Raw genomic sequence first — 18695 nt, forward strand, 5'->3', positions numbered from 1 at the left:
TATGAAGATCGAAGCGCGGATTTTCGAACTGCTGACGTTGTTCTTCGTGATCACCGCGGTGATCTACGGATACTTCACCGGCGTGTCCCGTACCGGCGTGGAATGGGCAGGCACCACAGCGATCGTGCTGACTGCGGGCCTGTCGCTGATCATCGGCACTTACTTCCGCTTCGTCGCGCGTCGCCTCGACCTGCGTCCCGAGGACTACGAAGACGCCGAAATCGTTGACGGCGCAGGTGATCTCGGGTTCTTCTCGCCCGGCAGCTTCTGGCCCATCACGCTGGCCGCGGCCGGCGCCATCACCGCCACCGGCTTCGCGTTCTTCCAGTTCTGGTTGATCGGGCTCGGCGTGATCTGCATCCTGATCGCCGCCGCCGGGTTGGTCTTCGAGTACTACGTGGGACCCGAAAAGCACTGAGCTAGCTGACAAGAGCCCCTTCCGCCGATGCGGGAGGGGCTCTTGCCGTTTCGGGGTGCCGATCCTCGCCACGCGGTATCCGCCGCCGTGGGGCACTCGCCAAACAATTGGGATGCGTGGCGAGCCCGGTTTCGGCAGCATGGGCGGCATGGGGTGGAGCTTCACCGAAGATGTCGAGCAGTTTCTCGGGGCGGCCGGCGGGTTTCTGCGGTCCCGGCCTGCTGAACACAACGTTGCGTTGACCGTGAGTGCGACTGTTGCCGCAGGCAATGTGCCGGGGCATCCGAACCCGCCGCTGTTCGGCTGCTTGTCGCGCGGCGGGCAGGTCGGCGGTGCGATCGTCCATACCCGGCCATACCCGTTGGGTCTGTTCGGGCTGGCCGCTGCCGACGCGGCCGAGCTGGTCGCGGCACTGAACAACGCCGGTCGCGACGTCGACTACGTCGTCGGCCCGGTCGGTGCGGTGCATGCGTTTGCCGAGGCAACGCAGCGCGGATCCGAAATCGTTGACCACCAACTTCTCTACCGATTGGGTGAGCTGGTTGCGCCGCGCCCGACGGCCGGGCGGGCCCGGCGTGCGCAGCCGTCCGACCGGGGAGTGCTGGAGGATTTCACCAAAGTGTTCGAGGAGGAAGACACCTCGGCGTCGTTCGATGTGGTCGGAGAGCGGCTGTCCTACAACGGTATTTGGTTGTGGGAGGTCGATGGACAGCCGGTGTCGGTCGCGTCGCTGTCACGTAGCGTTGCCGGGATCGTGCGGGTCGGTCTGGTGGCCACCCCGCCGGAACATCGCGGACACGGCTACGCGGCAGCGGTGACGCACCACGTGTCGCGAGTGGCGCTGGACACCGGACATCGCGAGGTGCTGCTGTTCACCGATAAATCGAATCCCACGAGCAACGGCATCTATCAGCGGTTGGGCTACGAGATTGTCGAGGAGCAGGTCGAAATGCGGCTCGGCGCAACCTATTAGGGAGTTCGGTCGACGTCGTCGCGGCAGGGGAAGAGCTGGACTGTCAGCGCGGCCGACGCTCGAAACTCGGGATGCGGAAGGTAAAGGCCGCCGAGGCCTTCAAGCGGCGACTAGCGGCGCCACGGTGCTGACCGCATGGGTCGGCGGGTGCTGGACTGTCGACGCGGCTGCACCCGAAATTCGGGATGGCGCATCGGTGTTTCGTGCGCTCGCGAAACACGTTGTGCTGGTGGCATATGCGGGCCGCGGCGCACAGTGAGGACGCACCTCTGCCACGAAATTGGCTGTGTCTCAATGCCTCATGATGCTGAGGTACCGCGACAGAGCGCCGCCGCCAGCATCGCGATTCAGCGCGGAAATCCTCGACGAGGAGCGTGGCGTGCTGCGGTCCTGCAGAGCGTCAGTTGCTGAGGGCGTGCATTAGGGGGTCGTGCGGTCTGCCGCGCGTTGGTTGCCGAGCGCGTGCATCTGGCGGGGCTGTGTGGTTTTGCCGCGCGTTAGTTGCCGAGGGCGTGCATCAGTGGGCGGGCGCGCGTTGGTTGTCGAGGGCATGCGTTACGCGGGGCTGTGTGGTTTGGCGCGTGTTGGTTGCTGAGGGCGTGCATTGGGCGGGGTCGTGCGGTCTGCCGCGCGTTGGTTGCCGAGCGCGTGCATCTGGCGGGCTGTGTGGTTTTGCCGCGCGTTGGTTGCTGGCGGCGTGCATCAGTGGGCGGGCGCGCTGGTTGTCGAGGGCGTGCATCTGGCGGGGCTGTGCGGTCTGCCGCGCGTTAGTTGCCGAAGGCGTGCATCAGGCGGGCGGTCGAGCGGGGGGCGACGGCGGCGAGGGCGTAGAGGGTGCGGCTGAAGCGAGGATCGGCGCGGGGGCAGCGGCTGAGGACGGCGGCTTCGACTCGGTGGGCGGCCTGATCGGCCGCTGGGACATGCGGTTCGTCCTGGGGTGCCTCGGGGTCGATATCGGCCTGGAAGGCCGGGTAGTGGACGCTGGAGACCTGAATACCGTGCGGTGCGAGCTCGGCGTCGGCGCACTGGCCGAAGGTGATCCAGGCGGCCTGTGCGCTCGCGTAGGACGCGAAATTCGGTGCGGCGCTGATGTTCGCGCTCCACGGGCCGACGTTGACGACGTGGCCCGCGCTGGCGCGCAGCATGGCGGGGAGCAGGCCGAGAGTGAGACGCAGCGGGCCGAAGTAGTTGGCGGCCATCATGGTTTGGTAGTCGCGGAAGCGATGCAGTGTCTGCGTGACCGACCGCTGCAGCGGGCGACCCGCGTTGTTGATCAGCACATCGACCGCGCCGTATTCGCTGAGTACCCACGTGACCAGCTGGTCGACATCGCCGAGCGCGGCGACATCGCAACGGCACCAGTGTGCTTCACCGCCATCCGCGCGGATCGTCGCGCACGCCTCGATGAGCTGGTCGCTGCGCCGCGCGACCAACAGCACCTGAGCGCCGCGTCCGGCTAGTAGTCCAGCGGTGGTGCGCCCGATTTCCGAGCAGGCGTCGGTGATGAGAATCCGCTTACCGGTGAGAGATTCCTCGGTAGAGCGGGGGCGCTTCGCGAACAGGGCAGGGGCAGGGCGAAATTCAAGCATCGGCACAGCAACCTTCACATGCGAATGAGCTGGACGAACGCACGGCACCCGCCCGACAGTGCCGAATCGCCTGTATCGCTAACGATCAGCGACCGGGTGCGACGCGTGACAGTCTAAGGGCCGTCCCGCCTTCCGCACCGCGGTTTCGCCGACTCCGGTCGTCAGCGTGACTGTTGCTCTGCGATGACTGCCTGGCCGACGGCGTCACTCTAGGACCGGATCACAAGGGCGATCAGGTCGTTCCCGAGAATGCTCACCGTTGCGGATTGCTCCGGCAGTTCGCCGAAACGCCAAGTCCGCGGGCCGATCATGTCGAAGAGCGGCTGCACCCGATCGATCGGCTCGCCCACAAGGCTCGCGAGCGCTCCGGCTTCGGCGACCGGGCAGCCGATATCTTTGCCGTCCAGAGAGATACGGCGAGCGTGAGAGTTTCCTCCTGGGGCTAGCACCATGGTCTCGTCGAGCACGGTGTGCAGATCATCGGACGCGGCCGAAGACCGGCGCCGCGATGTAGCCGACGCCATGCTCGGCGTGTGCTGCGCAGGCACAACGGGCAAGCCGGTGCTCTCCGTTGCGAGGACAACGTCCACCATCCCGTCCGGGGTTTGCGCGAGGTGCCGGAGCCGAGGAACGTCTCGGCAACTCGCGCAGGCGCGCTGGCCCGACCAGTGCTCACCGTTGCGAGGTTGACGTGCGCCGTCCCGTCCGAGGTCTGCCCGAGCCGAGGAAAGTCTCGGCAACCGCCCGATCGCCGGACCGGATCGAGAAGACCACCGCCGCGCGCATGGCCTAGACGACCGAGGAACCGCGACGGGCACCCGCCGCAGCGAGCTCAGCCCTCAAACGCAGACAACCGCACACCTTCTGAGACCTGCACGCGTGTTGACGCGGCAAGTCGCTACGCGCGAGATCAGAAAATGTGCGGTTGGTGGTTGTGCGTGGTCTTACTCCTCGGATTCGTAGCGCAGGGCGTTCTCCGAGCGGCAGATCTCGTCGATCCCGGAAACGATGTCGCGCAACTGTTCCGAAGGCAGCGCCGCGGGACGCAGGCGCGAGGTGAACGTGATCAGCCCGTGGTCCTCGGGGGACAGGCCGCGCGCGGCGGATTCCGTGCGCAGGTAGCGCGAGCGCACACCGTAGGTCATCGCCGAGATGACGGTGAAGCAACCGGTGCGCTCGCGGTGTCCCGCGAACAGATCGTGGAGGCGGTAGAACACCGACGTATAGCTCGACAGCGGCGCGAAAACACCCACCCGGTAGGCGGGTCCACGCTCGGACGAACTGAGCGCCGTATCGGCCAAATACTCGGCATCGCGCAGGGTCTGCACCTTCGGCGCGAACAACACCGCGCCCGCCGCCGCATTACGCAACGGCATGCCCGCGGGCCCGGCCGCCGCGGAAGCGATGACACCGAGCGACTTTCGTGCGCGCGACCCGACCTCACGCCGCGCGCGCAGTCCACGGGTCGGCTCGGTCGGGTACAGGCTCGACCACTGGCCGAACCGCACCGTGCCCAACTGCACATGCCCGGTGCCACCCGGCCGCGCGACCTTCAGCGGCGCGGTGTCCACCCAGCGGCCGACCTGCAACGCCGCATTACCCGGCCGGGTGATCTCCGCGTACGCGTGCTCGACGAACGAGTCGAAATCGAGGAACCGGTCCGCGTTGGTGTTGAGCCAGGTGCGGTCCTTGTCGATGTCGATCACGTCGAGGGTGAGCGCGGTGATGATGCCTGCACGCCCGCCCGCGCCGAGGATGCGGTGGAACCGCTCGGTGTGATGGGTGCGCCCACAGGTGCCGATGCGGCCGTCGGTGTCGACGTACTCCAGATCGACAACCTGGTCGATGAACATGCCGTACTTGTGCGACGCCGCACTCACTCCGCCGACGGAGGCGAAACCGCCGGCAGTGATGTCGCGATGGTCGCCGACGATCGGCAGGCCGAGCCCGTGCGCGCCGAGCCGCCGATCGATATCGGACAGCTTGGCGCCCGCCTGCACCCGCACCGTCCGCCGCCCGAGGTTGATGTCGAGCACCTGATTCATCCGTCGCAGCGACACCACGGTCGGCTGGGCGGGCAGCGTGAGTCCATCGTCGAGTTGCTCGCCGCCACGCACCGTAAGGCGTTCCGTGCGGCCTCGTGAATCCCGAACCGTGCGAACGACATCCGCTGTATCGCGGGGTAGATATTCCTCAGCGGAGACAAACTGCGGCGTGCTCATGGCACGCAAGCTAACCACAGCACGGCCCGCGGCGCTCACCCGATCTCGAGAGCGAGTGAACCACCGACAGAGCGCGCCTCAGCGGACGCCGCCGCCGGACGTCCGCGAGGCGCAGGTAGGCGCTATCCGGCCGCGGGCGCCAGCCGCTTACTGAACAGCACAGATCCGGCCGCGTCACACAAACTGACCGTCAGCTCCCTTGACTTGCCGTCGATCAGCACCTCGCCGAAATGCTGGAACGCGTCCAGCGGCGAACTGTTCTGCACCGGCGGGGCGTGCACGAACATCGCTTCGGGGCCGAACGTCGCGTCGAGCTCGTTCGGGCCGAACGCGCCCGCGTTGAGCGGTCCGGAGACGAACTCCCAGAACTCGTCGAAGTCGGTGAATGCCGCGCGCTCCGGCGCATAGTGGTGCGCAGCCGTGTAGTGCACGTCGGCGGTCAGCCACACCACGTTCGCGACCTTGTTCGCCTTGATCGCCGACAACACCTGGGCGACCTCGGTTTCCCGCCCCGACGGTGCGCCAGGATCGTTGTTGGCCGGTCCTTCGAACGCGGTCGTGTTCGGCTGCTCGCCGTCCTTGACCACCAGGCCGAGCGGTAGATCGTTGGCGACGATCTTCCAGGTCGCCTTGGAGTCACGCAGCCCCTCGATCAGCCACTTCGTTTGTGCCGCACCGAAAATGCGGCCATCGGGGCCGTTGTTGGCGTTGTTGGTGTCCTTGTAGGTCCGCATGTCGAGCACGAAGACGTCGAGCAGCGGACCGTAGGAGATCTTGCGGTAGAGGCGGCCGTCCACCGCCTCCTTCGGCTCCACCGGCATCCACTCGTGGAAGGCCTGCCAGGCGCGCGTCGCCAGGGTGTCCATGCTGCGCTCGGTGTACTTCTTGGACTCGGCGACCTGGCCGCCCGGATACCAGTTGTTGACCGTCTCGTGGTCGTCCCACTGCACCACCTGCGCGACCGAGGTGTTGAAACGGAGGTAGTTCTGGTCGGTCAGGTTGTAGGCGTAGTTGCCGCGGAACTGCTGAAGTGTCTGTGCCGGAGCGCTTTTGGCCTCCGAGACGATGTTGCGCCAGATTCGCCCGTCCGGCAGCGTCACCGATTCCTTGACCGGGTTGTCCGCGTAGATGCTGTCGCCCGAGTGCAGGAACAGGTGCGGGTCGCGGGCGGCCATGGTCGAGAAGATCTTCATGCCGCCCAGGTCCGGGTTGATTCCGTAACCTTGACCGACAACATCGCCGGACCACTGCAGTTTGATGTCCGAGGCGCTGGTCGGCACCGTGCGGAACACACCGGTGATCGGTTCGGAGGTGGCGCCGTTCTCGCCCTCCAAGGTCACCCGGTAATGCACTTGCTGGCCAGCAGGCAACCCGTTGACCCGCACCCGCCCTGTCCCGTCGCTTTCCGGAGTGAGCAACGGCCCAGTGAATCGCTTGACGTCGGTGAACGATTCGCTCGACGACGTCTCGACGATGAGCTTCGACGGACCATCCGCCCGCGCCCAGATCAACGCACCGTCGCTGCGCGGATCACCCACCGCCACACCGTGCGTCAGCGCGGGCCGCTGCCGAACCAGCCCCGGCCCGTCATTGGACGAACACGCCGCCAACGCGGGCGCGGCCACCAGGCCGAGCGCCGAGGTGCGCAACAGGTTGCGCCGGGAAAAGTTCGAACCACTCATGCGCTCACCCTGACCCAGCTATCCCAACGCAAAGTGAACGGCCCAGGTCCGGCTAGCTAACGCCCCTTCCCCCACATGGTGTCCTCCCTCTCACCCAACCCACCCCCTGATCGCGCCGCAACCCACCCACCTCATCGGCCTGCGAGCGTGGCCGGTATCGGGTGGTCGGCCCCGCCGCCAGGCGGGTTTCGCCTGGGGGGCAACCTCGGCGGCCGAATGCGTGTGGGCGGAATCGGTGTCGGCGCCGCTGTCCAGGCGATTCGCCCCGGAGACCACCTCGACGGCTGAACGTGTGGTCGGCTCCGCTGCCTGTGCGGTTTCGCCGGGTGGTCACCTTGGCAAGCTGAATGCGTGTGGCCGGTTTCGGGCGGTCGCGTCGTTGCTCCAGTGATCCCACCTGGAGGTCACCTCGACCGCCGAATGTCGCGCGATCGGTGTCGGGTGGTCGGCGCCGCCGCCCAGGCGGTTTCGCCTGGGCGGGTGGCTCGAACGGCTTCCCACGGCCGTCGAGCCTGTTTCCCCCCTTGTGGTCAGCGGAGAGTGAATGTCGCACGGCCCGACAGGTGTTCCAGTTCCTTGGCCTGCGGATAGTGCTCGGAGTACGTTACGAGCCACGCCTCCACCTTGCCTGGACCAGGCGCCGTGCCGAAGCCGGTGATCACGCCGTCCGGCGCCTGCTGGAGGACGCCGTTCGCGTCGACAGGATGCACTTGCCCGTTGGTCGCTCCGGAGTCGAGGTTCTTCCAGCTCACCCCGACGAAGTATGGCGAGCAGTTCTGCCCGGACTGAGTGATCTTCACCCGAACACCGAACGTGCCGGACTGCGGTTGCGGCACGGTCTCTGCGTTGATGATCGCGGCGCAGTTGCCGGGGACGCGGGTCAAGGTCGGGGTGAACTGGACGACCGGGTCGCTGGGGACAGCGCCAGCGGATCCGGCGAACCCAACCACCGCGGCAGCGATCGTCGTGACGATAACCCCGGTGCGAACCGAGAACTGTTGTAGCGGACTATTTTTCAGACTCATGCCTATTAATTCGGTACACACCCGAGCGCCGTTATCGGCACGGTTGCCCCGAATATCTTGGTCTGGCCGCCCTCCGCACTCCGCTGTACACGCTGCGCGCCAACACATTCCGCTCGCGTGCGAAGACCCAACCAGCACACCCGCAGCTGCCTATATCGCCAGCTGGCACGGACATGTCCCGCTCGCCCACGCACAGCGCCACGAGTGGTACATGGTGGAGGCGACACGCCGTAAACGCCTCCGTCATGTACCACTCGTGCGGACTTGTCCCACCGAGTGGGACAGCGGAAGGTGTTGCGCCACCCCGAGGGGTGTGGTGGCGCTTCGGGTGGGGTTGTGCCCGTGCCCATCGGTGCGAGCGCGTGCTCAGTACGTCAACTGCGCAAGGGTGGAGCGGAAATTGGTGGCAGGCGCAAACATTCGACGCAGCCGACCTCAACCCCCCGCAGCCGCGCACTTTCTGTCTTCCCGCACACGATTTTGCTAGCAAAATCGTGTGCGGGAAGACAGAAAGTGCGCGGGACAGAGTCTTTGATCTTGAATCTCTGTCTTTGATCTTGAAAGTTCTCGAGACGGGAGCACAGCCAAGTGACCCGGCCGGGACAAGAGAACCCCGTGAGCGACTGCGGAGGTCAGCCGGGTACGGCAGGCGACGCAACCACGCCAATCCGGTGCACACACCGAGATGCCGTACTCACAGGAGACCGTGGAGTCGGGGAAATCTTTGCCTTCGCCGAGCCCAAAGCGGCACGGTCTCAGACCAACCCAGCCCGGACGGACGCGGCTTTGGGCCAGTGCAGCTTTCGTAGGGCGGGTTGCGTTTGGGGTGGTGGTTTATCCGCTGGTTCGACGGTTTCCTGACGAGCGGGACAGTTTCGGGGTTTGCACTGGATAGCGTGGTGGCGTCGGGTGCCGTACCCGGCTGACCTCCGCAGTCGCTCACGCGTTCGCTCGTCCCAGCCGGGTTGCTTGGCTGTGGTCCGGTTCAAAGATCTTTTCGGGGAAGTGATCTTGGGGATGTTGAGCGGAGAGAAATGGTGCGTGTCGCGCGGGTGTGTTGCAACCATAAGACTCCGGTCAACGGTGGTGAGCAACCATTTCTCTCCGCTCGATGGGTCAACAACGATTTCTCTCCGATCAACTGGGCCGCGCCGAGGTGGCGGCCGAACTCGGTGCGCTGGCGCGAGTGGCTGCCTTCGTGGGAGATCGCGCAGAGCCATCCAGAGGCAGCGGCGGCTACTCCGGCCGCGCGCACCCGGCGTCGGTTAGGTCAGCCCGACCTGCACCGCCACACCGTCACGAGTTCTCGGCCCGGCCATCTGGCCGCGGTCACGTCCAAGGATCTTGGGACGTTGGCGTGAGAGTAATGGTGCGTGTCGCGACCTTGTCGCAACCGCTTCTCTCACGCCAATGACGGTCGGCAACCAGTTCTCTCACGCCAAGTTTGGGTCAGCAACCATTTGACTACCGCTCAACGAGGCTCGGCAACCGATCGACTAGCGCCAACGAGGTTCAGCAGCCATTTCTCGCCCGCCGATCCAGGCTCTGCTGTCGTGTGGAGCTCGGGCCCAGAGTTGGTCCGACCATGCCCTATTCGCCGAGAGCAGCCGCTGCACCGTCCGGAACCTGGTCCGGTTCAAAGACCTTGAAGCATTGACGGGAGTCCAATGGTGGGCGTCTCGACGCGTATTGCCACCATATGACTACCGTCAACGGCCAGGTGCAACCATTCGACTACCGTCGACCAGGCTCAGCAACCACTTCTCGCCCGCCGATCCAGCCAGGAGTTGCTCCACCCCTGCCACTTTGGCGGCCTAGGTGAGGAGTTGCTCTGTCCCCGCCGCTTGGCCTAGGCCTGGAGTTGCTCTGCCCCCCGCCGATTTGGCCTAGGCGAGGAGTTGCCTCTGCCCCTGCCGCTTTGGCTAGGCCTGGAGTTGCTCTGCCCCCGCCGCTTGGCCTAGGCCTGGAGTTGCTCTGCCCCCCGCCGCTTTGGCCTAGGCGAGGAGTTGCCTCTGCCCCTGCCGCTTTGGCTAGGCCTGGAGTTGCTCTGCCCCCGCCACTTTGCCTAAGCCTGGAGCTGCTCTACCCCTACTACTTTGCCTAAGCCAGGAGCTGCATTACCCCCTACCACTTTGCCCAAGCCAGCAGCTGCACTACCCCACGCTCTCCCGGACTGAAACCTGCCCGCCCCGAACCCTCCCGGAAACCCCGCCCAGCCGGACCTCAACTAGCCGCAGTATGCGGAATCCGCGCCGCCTCACGCGGCCCACTCGGCACGCCCTTCTTCAAGCTCGCCGCGTACACGTCCACGTACTCCTGCCCACCGAGCTGCATGAGCTCGTACATGACCTCGTCGGTCACCGCACGCTCGACGAACCGGTTCCCACCCATCCCGTCGTACCGCGAGAAGTCGATCGGAGTCCCGAACTTGACCGTCACCTTGCGCCGCCGCCAGCGGAACGGTCCGGGCGGGCTCACGTCGTCGGTGCCGATAACCGCGACCGGGATAACCGGGACACCGGTTTCCAGTGCGAGCCGGGCGAGACCGGTCTTGCCCTTGTACAGGCGGCCGTCGGGGGAGCGGGTGCCTTCGGGGTACAGCCCGACGAGCCGACCTTGGTCGAGCAGCTTGCGGGCGGCGTTGAGCGCGTCTTCGGCGGCGTCGGCGCCGGTGCGGTCGATCGGGAACTGTCCGGAGGTGGTGAAGAACCACTTCTGGAACGCACCCTTGATGCCGGGGGTGTTGAAGTATTCGGCCTTGGCCAGATAGTTGATGCGCCGCGGGCTCAGCAGCGGCGCGAACAGCCAGTCCGCGAAGGACAGGTGGTTGCCCGCCATGATCGCAGGGCCGTCGGCCGGGATGTTCTCCACACCTTCGACCGTCGGCCGGTTGTAGAGATGCATGAACGGTCCGAGCAGCACATACTTCAGCAGCCAGTAGAACATGACGTCCTTCCCCCGGACCGGGATAGAGGCGGGCACCTGCGTCAGTTGCCGACTTTACCGCTGGTGCGAGATCACATCCAACCACAGCGGCAAATCTCACCACACTCTGCCATGTGTGCACCCGCCCGCCGTAATCGGTGGCCGGCCGCAGAGTCCTCGGCGGCCGGAAATCGGGGGGTCATCGGCGACCGAAGCAAGCGTTCTTATCTGTCGAGTACCACCGATGCCGGCGATGAAACGTCAACCGCCCGCAGCACGCTCACGCTTGATGATCAGCGGCTGCGGGCTACTCGGGAAGATTTGCGTTCGCTCTCGATCAGGGCCGCGCGGGCCAGGTCGGCGGCGCCGATCATGCCTGCCGCCTCGCCGAGTTGGGTGGTGCGGATGCGGGCGAGCGGACGATGCCCCGCACCGGTGACGGCCCTGGCGTACTCCTCGCGTGCCTCGTCGAGGTACAGCGGCGCGGAGCTGCTGACTCCGCCCGCGATGACGACGAGGTCGGGATCGAAGATGTCGCTGACGAACGCGAGCCCGAGCCCGAGCCAGCGCGCGAAATCGGCCATGACGAGCTGGGCGAGCGGATCGCCGTCCTGCGCGGCGTTGGCGACTCTGCGTCCGGTCAGCGAGCCGGGATCGCGGTAGACGTCGCGCGCGAGCACCGAGCGCACCGGGTCGGTGGCCAGCATTTCGATCGCGGTGTCGGCGAGTGCCGTTCCGCTGCAATACCTTTCCCAGCAGCCGCGCTTGCCGCACGGGCAGGCCCGACCGTCGGGGACGACCTGCAGATGCCCGAGTTCCGGTGCGACACCGTGGGTTCCGCGATAGAGCCGGCCATCGATGAGCAGCGCGGCGCCGATGCCGGTGCCGATCGCGACGAGCACCACGTTGTGTCCGCCCGCGGCGGCGCCGAACCGGTATTCGGCCCAGAGCGCGGCGTTCGCGTCGTGCTCCAGGGTGACCGGTAACTCGAGCCGTTCGGTGAGCCGTTGTGCGACAGGCGTGTCCTGCCATGGCAAATGCGGGGCGAACCGAACGGTGGAGCGGTCGCCGTTGATGAACCCGGCGACGGCGAGACCCACCGCGCTGATCGGATGCCTGCGGCACAGTTCGCGCACCGACCGATCGAGCGCGTCCTCGAGCGCTTTCGCCGAATGCGGGGTCGGCGCCTGCACGGTGTCGAGTACCTCACCGCTGGTGTCGATCACCGATGCGCGAATGTTGGTGCCGCCGACGTCGATTCCGACGGTCAGCGGCCGCGCACCTGCCATCCGGTGCGTCATGCCTTGATCGTCACGGGGATGCTGACATAGCGGGATCGTGAGGTGCGCTGGCCGGCACCGGATTCCGACGTCGCCGTCATGGGATCGGAATCCTCCTGTCGCACACCGTGTTCGTGACTTTCTGGGTCGAAATCGGGCATGACCGGATCGACCGGCACCCCGGCCAGCGCCTCGCGCAGCACCGTGACGATCGCGGTGCCGTGATCGGCGACCGTCTGCAGTACTTCGTGGTGTTCGCCGCGTACCAGCGCGGCGGCGGCACACACGGGGCACCAACCGCAGCTTGCCCACTCGGTCTGGCCGTCGGCCGCACGCCGCAGCACCGGCTCCACCCGCTCCAGCATGGTTTCGGCGAGCAGCTTCAGCTCTGCCGCGAATTCGGCGACACCGTCCACTGGATCGGCGCCGTCCGACGGCGGCGTATCCCGTTCACTCATCGGCACCGCCTTCGGGCCAGACGTCCGGATCCGGCCGGAACCGCACCACGAGTTGACCACCGTCGAGTTCTGCGCCGTCGACCGTGCACCGCCGCAACACCGGCGCCAGACGGACGCGCCGCCGAACCCCGTCCGCTCCCACGATCAAATCGTCCTCCACTCGGCCAAGTCGCAGCGTTGCCGCATCGACAACGGGCAGGTGCATCCGCAGTGTGTATATCGCGCGCAGACCGGTGCCCGATTCATATCGAACCACCGGTTCGCCGGAACTCGCGTCAACCTCCGCCGGACTGTCGCTCAGCATAAAGGCTGGATCGTTGCTGTTCCTGCCCGAGTCCACCGCGTACGACAGGGTCGTGAGCGAGTTCAGCCCGATCGGCTCCGGCCCGGTGTGCTCCGCGATCAGCACCGGGATACCCGGCATCGAGTGTTCTAACTCGGCAATCGCGGCCAGCTGTTCGGCCCGCCGGTTCAGATACCAATGCACCGCGGGGTGGTCGGATTCCGCCGGGGCGGTCGGCGGCAACACCTTGTTGACGACCACCGCGTCCAGGCGCAGCCCGAGCAGCGCGGCGGCGGATCGGACGCGCTCCGATTCGGCGAGCGTCACTCGCTCGGCGACGGTGATCAGCCTGGCGCCGGTGCGCCGATGGTCGGCGAGCAGATCGCGAACCTCGGTGACCGCCTTGACGATTCGTTCGACCGTCACGGCGAGCACCGCGCGGCGCAGATCGGTGCCGACGGTGCTCATCGCCCTGGCGTGCGGCGGCCAGATCCGCTCGAGGTAGCCGAGCAGGGTGTCGGGCGCGGTGATGATGCGGAGCATGTCGGCCGAGGGCGGGCAGTCGACGATCACCACATCCCAGTCGTTCTCGTTCGCGAACCCGGTGATCTCGACGAGCATGAGCAGTTCCTGCACGCCGGGCAGGCCGGTCAGCTCGGCGGGATCGAGCGCGGACAGGTCGACGCCGTGGTCGTGGCCCGCCGCCGAGGACAGCATCCGGACCACGTCGCGGAACCGATCCTCCAGCAGCGCAAGGGAATCCACCTCGATCACGTCGAGGCCGGGTTGTACGCGCACGATGCCGGTGACCGTGCCGGGGTCGCGCGGGAAGCGGAAGCCGAGCGCGTCGCCGAGCGAATGTGCTTGATCCAGCGAGGCCACGAGCACCCGGTGCCCCGACCTGGCATAGGCCACGGCGGTGGCACACGCCAGCGTCGTCTTGCCTACCCCACCCTTGCCGATGAACAGCTCGAGCCGTGTTCGCTCGGCGGCTGCTCCGGCCCCTGGCCTCTGCGTCGTCAGCCTTCGACCCGTTTCTTCAGTTCTTTCAGCGCGGTATCGGTGATCACCTTCTCGGCCTTGCGCTTGAACATGCCGATCATGGGGATGTTCAGGTCGACGGTCAGCGTGTAGACGACCTCGGTGCCGCCGTTGGGCTGATCGATGAGTTCGTATGTGCCGTTCTGCGCCTTCTGCAGCTCACCGCTGACCAGCGTCCAGCTGACCGCCTTGTTGTCCGGGCGCCAGTCGTAGGCGAGCACATAGCTGTCCTTGACCACGCCCGCGTCCAGCACGAACCGCGCGGTGCGCGCCCGCCCGTCCGGGCCCTTCTCCTGTACTTCGACCGATTTCGCCGCCGAGACCCACTCCGGGTAGGACTCCAGGTCGGCGATGACGGACATCACCTGCTGCGACGGGGCCTCGATGATGATCGACCTCTGGGTCCTGTCGGCCATGGCGGACAGCGGTTCCTTTCAGCGTCGGTCCTGGGGATGGCAGCCGGCGGAGCCGGCGGGATGGGGGAGCGTCAAGAGGCGTTGGCAGGGGCGACGCCGGCCGGGCGGCCCGCCTCCAGCCGCGACTTCAGTTCGAACGACATGTTCTTGCCCGCGACCCGGCGCGCGCGATTCGCGGCGGCGATCCGGTTCGGCGGCAGCGCGGGATGCGGTTCGGCGTGCAGGAAGTAATGCAGGATCACTCCGTCCAGCGACGGCTGCAGCCAGACCTCCATGGTCCCGACCAGCGCGCCCTTCGTGATCCAGCGAATTCCCTTGTCGCCGCGGTCTTCCCGGACCTCGAGGATGAGGTCGGGCCACCAGCGCAGCCAATTGTTCGGCGCCGACAGCACATCGGCGACTGCGGCCCCCGAGGCGGCGACGAAGGTTTGGTCGGCGACCGTGATGCTGGTCATGACCGAACCTCGCCGGAGGTCGCGGTGTCGGCGGCTCGCTCGGTTCGGTCAGTCACGGTGCTGAGCCTAACGGATGGGACCGCACGACGGCGCTTCGCTTCCATCGGCAAGCTCGGGTGCCGGATCGGGGCCGAACGTCTGGAGCTCGGCCCTGCGTCGATGTCCGATCCGGCGCACTTGTCCGGACTTCGACGCGGGGCCGATTGATGCGGAGCTCGGCCTTCCGTCGGCGTCCGGTCCGGCGCATCTGTCCGGACTTCGACGCGGGGCCGATCGACGTGGAGCGCGGCCTTCCGTCGATATCCGATCTCGCGTATCCGTCCGGACTACGGCACAGGGCCGAGGCCTCTCGGTACGAACGGCTAACGCAAGAGTTGGCGGAGGCGAGCGCCGTGGGTGTCCCAGCGCCACCGGTCCTCGACGAATTCCCGGCCCGCGGCGCCCATACGTTGCGCGGCTGCCGGGTCGGAGAGGATGTCGACCAGGGCGTCGGTGATCTGCTCGACCGAGCGGCCATCCACCACGCGGCCGGTTTCGCCCTCGATGACCGTTTCCGGGGCACCGCCCGAGCGGCCCGCCACGACCGGTACGCCGGAGGCCGAGGCCTCCAGATAGACGATGCCGAGTCCTTCGACATCCAGACCCGCGCCTCGGGTGCGGCACGGCATGGCGAAGACGTCGGCGAGGGTGTGGTGGGCAGCCAGCTCACCGGAGGGCACCCGGCCGATGAACATGACATCGTCGGCGACACCGACGGCGATCGCCAGCTCGCGCAGCTTCTCCTCGTAGGGCCCGCCGCCCGCGATGACCAGGGTCGCGCCGGGCACCCGATTGCGGATTTCGAGCATCGCGACAATCAGTGCGTCCTGGCCCTTTCGGGGAACCAGCCTGGACAGGCAGAGAATGGTCGGCCGGTCGTCGAGGCCGTAGCGCGCACGCAATTCCGCGCGGGCGGCCGGATCCGGGCGAAAGGTGTCGGTATCGACGCCGGGAGGCAGATATTCCAGCGACGCATTTCGGCCGAATGCCGACGCGAAACGGCGACGCGTGTATTTGCTGACATAAGTGACCACGTCGGTGTGCTCGCCGATCTGGCGCAGCGCCTGCCTGGCGGCGGGCAGCATCGACCAGCCGACCTCGTGCCCGTGCGTGCTGGCCAGAATGCGCTCGGCGCCCGCGCGCCGCAGCACCGGCGCCATCAGGGCGAGCGGCGCGGCGGCGCCGAACCACACCGTGTCGCACTGTTCGCTGCGCAGCAGGCGGGCGGCCCGGCGCATGACGAGCGGGGTGGGCAGCATCAGCGTGGTGGGGTGGCGGACCACCTGAAACTTTTGTTTGGCATCGAATTTCAGATGACTGTCGCCGCGCCAGCGTGGGGCGTAGACGACGAGATCATCCGGCGGCAGTTGTCCGGCCAGCGCGTGCAGATAGGACTGAATACCACCCGGCCGCGGCGGGAAATCATTGGTCACCAGCAAAGTTCGGGCCATGCTGACAACCTACTGTGTGCGCTTGGCCGACATTGCGGCGCTGCGTATTCGCGACGCTCTTTCGTGTCGGCGCCGCTCGGTCCTGAGTCCGGGCACACCCGGGCTGCGGGCGTGGACAGTGCGCTGCGGTGTCGATGCTCGGCACACGGACCCAAGCGTGACCATCACCCTCGACCTGGCGGAGCGAGGTCAGTCGGCCGCGCGACCGTGATCATGCAGCCGCGGATCGCAGCTCAGACCGCTTGTGCCGATAGCCAATTGCGCCAGTCGGCGATGAAATCGGCACGGCCGGCGCCGAGCACGTCCTGCAGGATCTGGTTCTCGCTGACCGGGCTCTGCTTGGCCGCGGCGATCCGGCGATAGAGCTCGACCAGACGGGATCGGTCGTACTTCTCGGCGACGAACGCGCACACCGACCACGCCTGTTCATACGTGGCCGCGGCGGCAGGACCGGTGAACGCGGCGTCCGGCGGGAGGTCTCGAGGCAGCTCACGCTGCCGGATCTGCGCGGCGAGCGTGGGTGCGACCTGGGTGAAGCGATGGCCGAGGTGGGCGGTGTAATCGGCGAAACCCTCGAGCATCCACAGCGGTGCGCCGTCCCGGGTTTCGGCGCGGGTGGCGATGTGGGTGAGTTCGTGCCGCAGCAGGGTACGCATGCCCGTGTCGTCGAGACGCCGTCCGGCATCAGCGCTGAAGACGATCCGCTGACCGGTCGGCGAGCTGCCCGCCACGAACGGGTCGGCCACGGACGCGGCAGCCACCTCGGCGGATATGGTCGAGCCCGCGTGCACGAGACCGGCGAATTCGGAGGGGGAGGAGGCGACGACGACCAGCGCCGACTGCGCCCAGTCGGGGCCCCACACCTCGGTGACCGCAGTCGTGGCGGCGGCGAGTTCTTGTTGCAGGAGGCCGATTTCGGTGTGCTGCTCAGGGTGACCCACGACGAGAGATTGCTGTCCGTTTCCGGTCGCCACCTCTTCGGCAATGATCGGGCCGAACGGTTCGATGCTGCGGCGCACGTCGGCGAGCCTCGGATCGGCCGCGGCGGCCTGACCGATGGCGTCGGCCGTGACGGCGCGCGGCGTTTCCGCGTGTGTCCCTTCGGCGTTCGGCAGCATGATCAGCGCACCGCAGAATCCGGTCAGCGCGACCACCATCGCGACGGTGAGACAGAACTCGAATCTCCGTCGTGCCAACCACCACGCGCGGACCCGCCGCATTCTCATAGCTTGTCAGTATCGCCGAGCGGAGTGATACGGCGTGGTGGAGATGGGTGCCACCGCGACCGGCACACCAAAGGTGGAGGCGTGCACCATGAGCCCATTGCCTGCATAGATGCCGACGTGGGAGATGTCGGAGTAGAAGAACACGACATCACCGGGCTGCAGATCTTTTTGCGCGACGGGCGTGCCGTAGGACGCCTGCGCCGAACTGGTCCTCGGTACGTTCTTGCCGACTTGTTTGAACGCCCACTGGACGAGCCCCGAGCAGTCGAACTGGTGCGGTCCGGTCGCGCCCCACACGTAGGGGTCGCCGATTCGGGTGAGCCCGGCGGCCAGCGCGCTCGTTCCGCTGCCAGGCACCAACCCTTGCAACAGGGTGTCGCGGTCGAAGCCGGGCGGGAACGGTGAACCGGCGAGCGCCGACTTGTCCTTCGCGGACAACGAACTCCACGCCCCGACCACCTGGGCGATGGCGCCGCCGAGATCACTGCGTTTGCGTTCGAGGTCGGCACGCACCGCCTCGGCTTTGTCTGCGGCCGAACGGGCTTCGTCGGCGGCGCGGCGCGCGAGATGCTCTGCGGCGTCGGCGGCGTCGGTCGCCTTCTTGTACAGATCGAGCTGCGCGGAGGTCTGCGCGGTCAGCACGTCCAGCGTGGACATCTGGTCGAGCAGCTGCTGCGGGGAATCGCTGACCAGCACGGCGAACAGCCGGTTGGTGCGGGCGCCCTGATAGGCGGCGATCGCGGTCCGATCGATGATCGGCTGGTACTTGCGTACTTCGTCGCGGGCCTGGTTCACCAGGGTGGTGGCGTCGGCCAGCTTGGCGTCGGCGTCGTGTTGCAGCCCGAGCTTGGCATCGAGGTCTTCCTGGACACCGAGAGCCTGCTGATTGAGCTGGTCGGACTGCCGGGAGAGGTCGATCATCCGCTGCACGGCCTCCGTGGCCGTGGTCGGTAGCGCTACCGGATCGGCGACCGCCGGGCTGCCGCCACACAGGACGGTGGTGGCCAGAACTCCGGCCGCCAGTGCCCCTCCCACCAGACGGGTCGAGCGGTGTCGTCTCCGGTGTGCTGCCACAGCCTGCCGTGCCTCGTTCCTTGGTGAAGCGATCTCTCGTGAACTGACGCTTGTGAACCGACCCAGCACCTTCGAGATGCGCGAGGTTTGCCGATGGCGTGCCCCGGGTAATCCGAGAAGGTCTCGATTAGGTTACGG

General features: G+C 66.9%; 16 protein-coding genes. 2 read left to right on the plus strand and 14 right to left on the minus strand.

Annotated elements, in window-relative coordinates; translation table 11 throughout:
• Position 1: 1 nt before the first annotated feature.
• A complete protein-coding gene (locus ACGFNJ_RS40880) occupies positions 2 to 418 on the plus strand; it encodes a cytochrome c oxidase subunit 4 (RefSeq protein WP_069165130.1) in 417 nt (138 codons plus the stop codon).
• A gap of 112 nt (positions 419 to 530) precedes the next feature.
• A complete protein-coding gene (locus tag ACGFNJ_RS40885) occupies positions 531 to 1391 on the plus strand; it encodes a GNAT family N-acetyltransferase (protein WP_393461457.1) in 861 nt (286 codons plus the stop codon).
• A 767-nt stretch (positions 1392 to 2158) separates the two neighbouring features.
• Here ACGFNJ_RS40885 and ACGFNJ_RS40890 read toward each other — a convergent pair.
• The 14 genes from ACGFNJ_RS40890 to ACGFNJ_RS40955 all read right to left on the minus strand — a co-directional run bounded on the left by ACGFNJ_RS40890 (position 2159) and on the right by ACGFNJ_RS40955 (position 18518).
• A complete protein-coding gene (locus ACGFNJ_RS40890) occupies positions 2159 to 2980 on the minus strand; it encodes an SDR family NAD(P)-dependent oxidoreductase (protein WP_393461459.1) in 822 nt (273 codons plus the stop codon).
• Between the two features lie 209 nt (positions 2981 to 3189).
• Complete coding sequence (locus ACGFNJ_RS40895) at positions 3190 to 3447, minus strand: hypothetical protein (protein ID WP_393461461.1); 258 nt, start codon at positions 3445 to 3447, stop codon at positions 3190 to 3192.
• Between the two features lie 477 nt (positions 3448 to 3924).
• Positions 3925 to 5202: an FAD-binding oxidoreductase gene (locus ACGFNJ_RS40900; RefSeq protein WP_069165127.1), complete on the minus strand. Its 1278-nt coding sequence runs from the start codon at positions 5200 to 5202 to the stop codon at positions 3925 to 3927.
• Between the two features lie 122 nt (positions 5203 to 5324).
• Complete coding sequence (locus tag ACGFNJ_RS40905; RefSeq protein ID WP_393461463.1) at positions 5325 to 6884, minus strand: alkaline phosphatase D family protein; 1560 nt, start codon at positions 6882 to 6884, stop codon at positions 5325 to 5327.
• Between the two features lie 530 nt (positions 6885 to 7414).
• Positions 7415 to 7909: a hypothetical protein gene (locus tag ACGFNJ_RS40910; protein ID WP_393461465.1), complete on the minus strand. Its 495-nt coding sequence runs from the start codon at positions 7907 to 7909 to the stop codon at positions 7415 to 7417.
• A 2223-nt stretch (positions 7910 to 10132) separates the two neighbouring features.
• Positions 10133 to 10855: a lysophospholipid acyltransferase family protein gene (locus ACGFNJ_RS40915; protein ID WP_393461663.1), complete on the minus strand. Its 723-nt coding sequence runs from the start codon at positions 10853 to 10855 to the stop codon at positions 10133 to 10135.
• A 272-nt stretch (positions 10856 to 11127) separates the two neighbouring features.
• Positions 11128 to 12135 carry an ROK family protein gene (locus ACGFNJ_RS40920; protein ID WP_393461467.1) on the minus strand — a complete coding sequence of 336 codons (1008 nt, stop codon included), beginning with the start codon at positions 12133 to 12135 and terminating at the stop codon, positions 11128 to 11130.
• Positions 12132 to 12572, minus strand: a complete 441-nt coding sequence (locus tag ACGFNJ_RS40925) for a hypothetical protein (RefSeq protein WP_393461469.1) — start codon at positions 12570 to 12572, stop codon at positions 12132 to 12134. The genes ACGFNJ_RS40920 and ACGFNJ_RS40925 overlap by 4 nt, the downstream gene beginning before the upstream one ends.
• Positions 12565 to 13878 carry an ArsA family ATPase gene (locus ACGFNJ_RS40930; protein ID WP_393461665.1) on the minus strand — a complete coding sequence of 438 codons (1314 nt, stop codon included), beginning with the start codon at positions 13876 to 13878 and terminating at the stop codon, positions 12565 to 12567. Before ACGFNJ_RS40930 ends, ACGFNJ_RS40925 begins: the two co-directional genes overlap by 8 nt.
• The gene (locus tag ACGFNJ_RS40935) at positions 13875 to 14312 is read right to left on the minus strand and encodes an SRPBCC family protein (protein WP_069165110.1); all 438 of its coding nucleotides are present in this window, start codon (positions 14310 to 14312) and stop codon (positions 13875 to 13877) included. Before ACGFNJ_RS40935 ends, ACGFNJ_RS40930 begins: the two co-directional genes overlap by 4 nt.
• A 71-nt stretch (positions 14313 to 14383) precedes the next feature.
• Positions 14384 to 14767, minus strand: a complete 384-nt coding sequence (locus ACGFNJ_RS40940; protein WP_393461471.1) for a polyketide cyclase / dehydrase and lipid transport — start codon at positions 14765 to 14767, stop codon at positions 14384 to 14386.
• A gap of 362 nt (positions 14768 to 15129) precedes the next feature.
• Positions 15130 to 16257 (minus strand): glycosyltransferase family 4 protein, encoded by a 1128-nt coding sequence (locus ACGFNJ_RS40945; RefSeq protein WP_393461473.1) that lies wholly within the window; start codon positions 16255 to 16257, stop codon positions 15130 to 15132.
• Positions 16258 to 16490: 233 nt separating this feature from the next.
• A complete protein-coding gene (locus tag ACGFNJ_RS40950) occupies positions 16491 to 17483 on the minus strand; it encodes a hypothetical protein (protein ID WP_393461475.1) in 993 nt (330 codons plus the stop codon).
• Between the two features lie 6 nt (positions 17484 to 17489).
• Complete coding sequence (locus ACGFNJ_RS40955; RefSeq protein WP_393461477.1) at positions 17490 to 18518, minus strand: NlpC/P60 family protein; 1029 nt, start codon at positions 18516 to 18518, stop codon at positions 17490 to 17492.
• Positions 18519 to 18695 lie beyond the last annotated feature (177 nt).

The organism is Nocardia sp. NPDC049149 (assembly GCF_043197455.1).
In the GTDB taxonomy this organism is placed as follows: Bacteria; Actinomycetota; Actinomycetes; order Mycobacteriales; family Mycobacteriaceae; genus Nocardia.

Bases quoted from the DNA above. Each gene is read 5' to 3' on its own strand.
- ACGFNJ_RS40880 (WP_069165130.1), top strand. From the start codon at position 2: ATGAAGATCGAAGCGCGGATTTTCGAACTGCTGACGTTGTTCTTCGTG.
- ACGFNJ_RS40885 (WP_393461457.1), top strand. From the start codon at position 531: ATGCGTGGCGAGCCCGGTTTCGGCAGCATGGGCGGCATGGGGTGGAGC.
- ACGFNJ_RS40890 (WP_393461459.1), bottom strand. From the start codon at position 2,980: ATGCTTGAATTTCGCCCTGCCCCTGCCCTGTTCGCGAAGCGCCCCCGC.
- ACGFNJ_RS40900 (WP_069165127.1), bottom strand. From the start codon at position 5,202: ATGAGCACGCCGCAGTTTGTCTCCGCTGAGGAATATCTACCCCGCGAT.
- ACGFNJ_RS40905 (WP_393461463.1), bottom strand. From the start codon at position 6,884: ATGAGTGGTTCGAACTTTTCCCGGCGCAACCTGTTGCGCACCTCGGCG.
- ACGFNJ_RS40910 (WP_393461465.1), bottom strand. From the start codon at position 7,909: ATGAGTCTGAAAAATAGTCCGCTACAACAGTTCTCGGTTCGCACCGGG.
- ACGFNJ_RS40915 (WP_393461663.1), bottom strand. From the start codon at position 10,855: ATGTTCTACTGGCTGCTGAAGTATGTGCTGCTCGGACCGTTCATGCAT.
- ACGFNJ_RS40920 (WP_393461467.1), bottom strand. From the start codon at position 12,135: ATGACGCACCGGATGGCAGGTGCGCGGCCGCTGACCGTCGGAATCGAC.
- ACGFNJ_RS40925 (WP_393461469.1), bottom strand. From the start codon at position 12,572: ATGAGTGAACGGGATACGCCGCCGTCGGACGGCGCCGATCCAGTGGAC.
- ACGFNJ_RS40935 (WP_069165110.1), bottom strand. From the start codon at position 14,312: ATGGCCGACAGGACCCAGAGGTCGATCATCATCGAGGCCCCGTCGCAG.
- ACGFNJ_RS40940 (WP_393461471.1), bottom strand. From the start codon at position 14,767: ATGACCAGCATCACGGTCGCCGACCAAACCTTCGTCGCCGCCTCGGGG.
- ACGFNJ_RS40945 (WP_393461473.1), bottom strand. From the start codon at position 16,257: ATGGCCCGAACTTTGCTGGTGACCAATGATTTCCCGCCGCGGCCGGGT.
- ACGFNJ_RS40950 (WP_393461475.1), bottom strand. From the start codon at position 17,483: ATGAGAATGCGGCGGGTCCGCGCGTGGTGGTTGGCACGACGGAGATTC.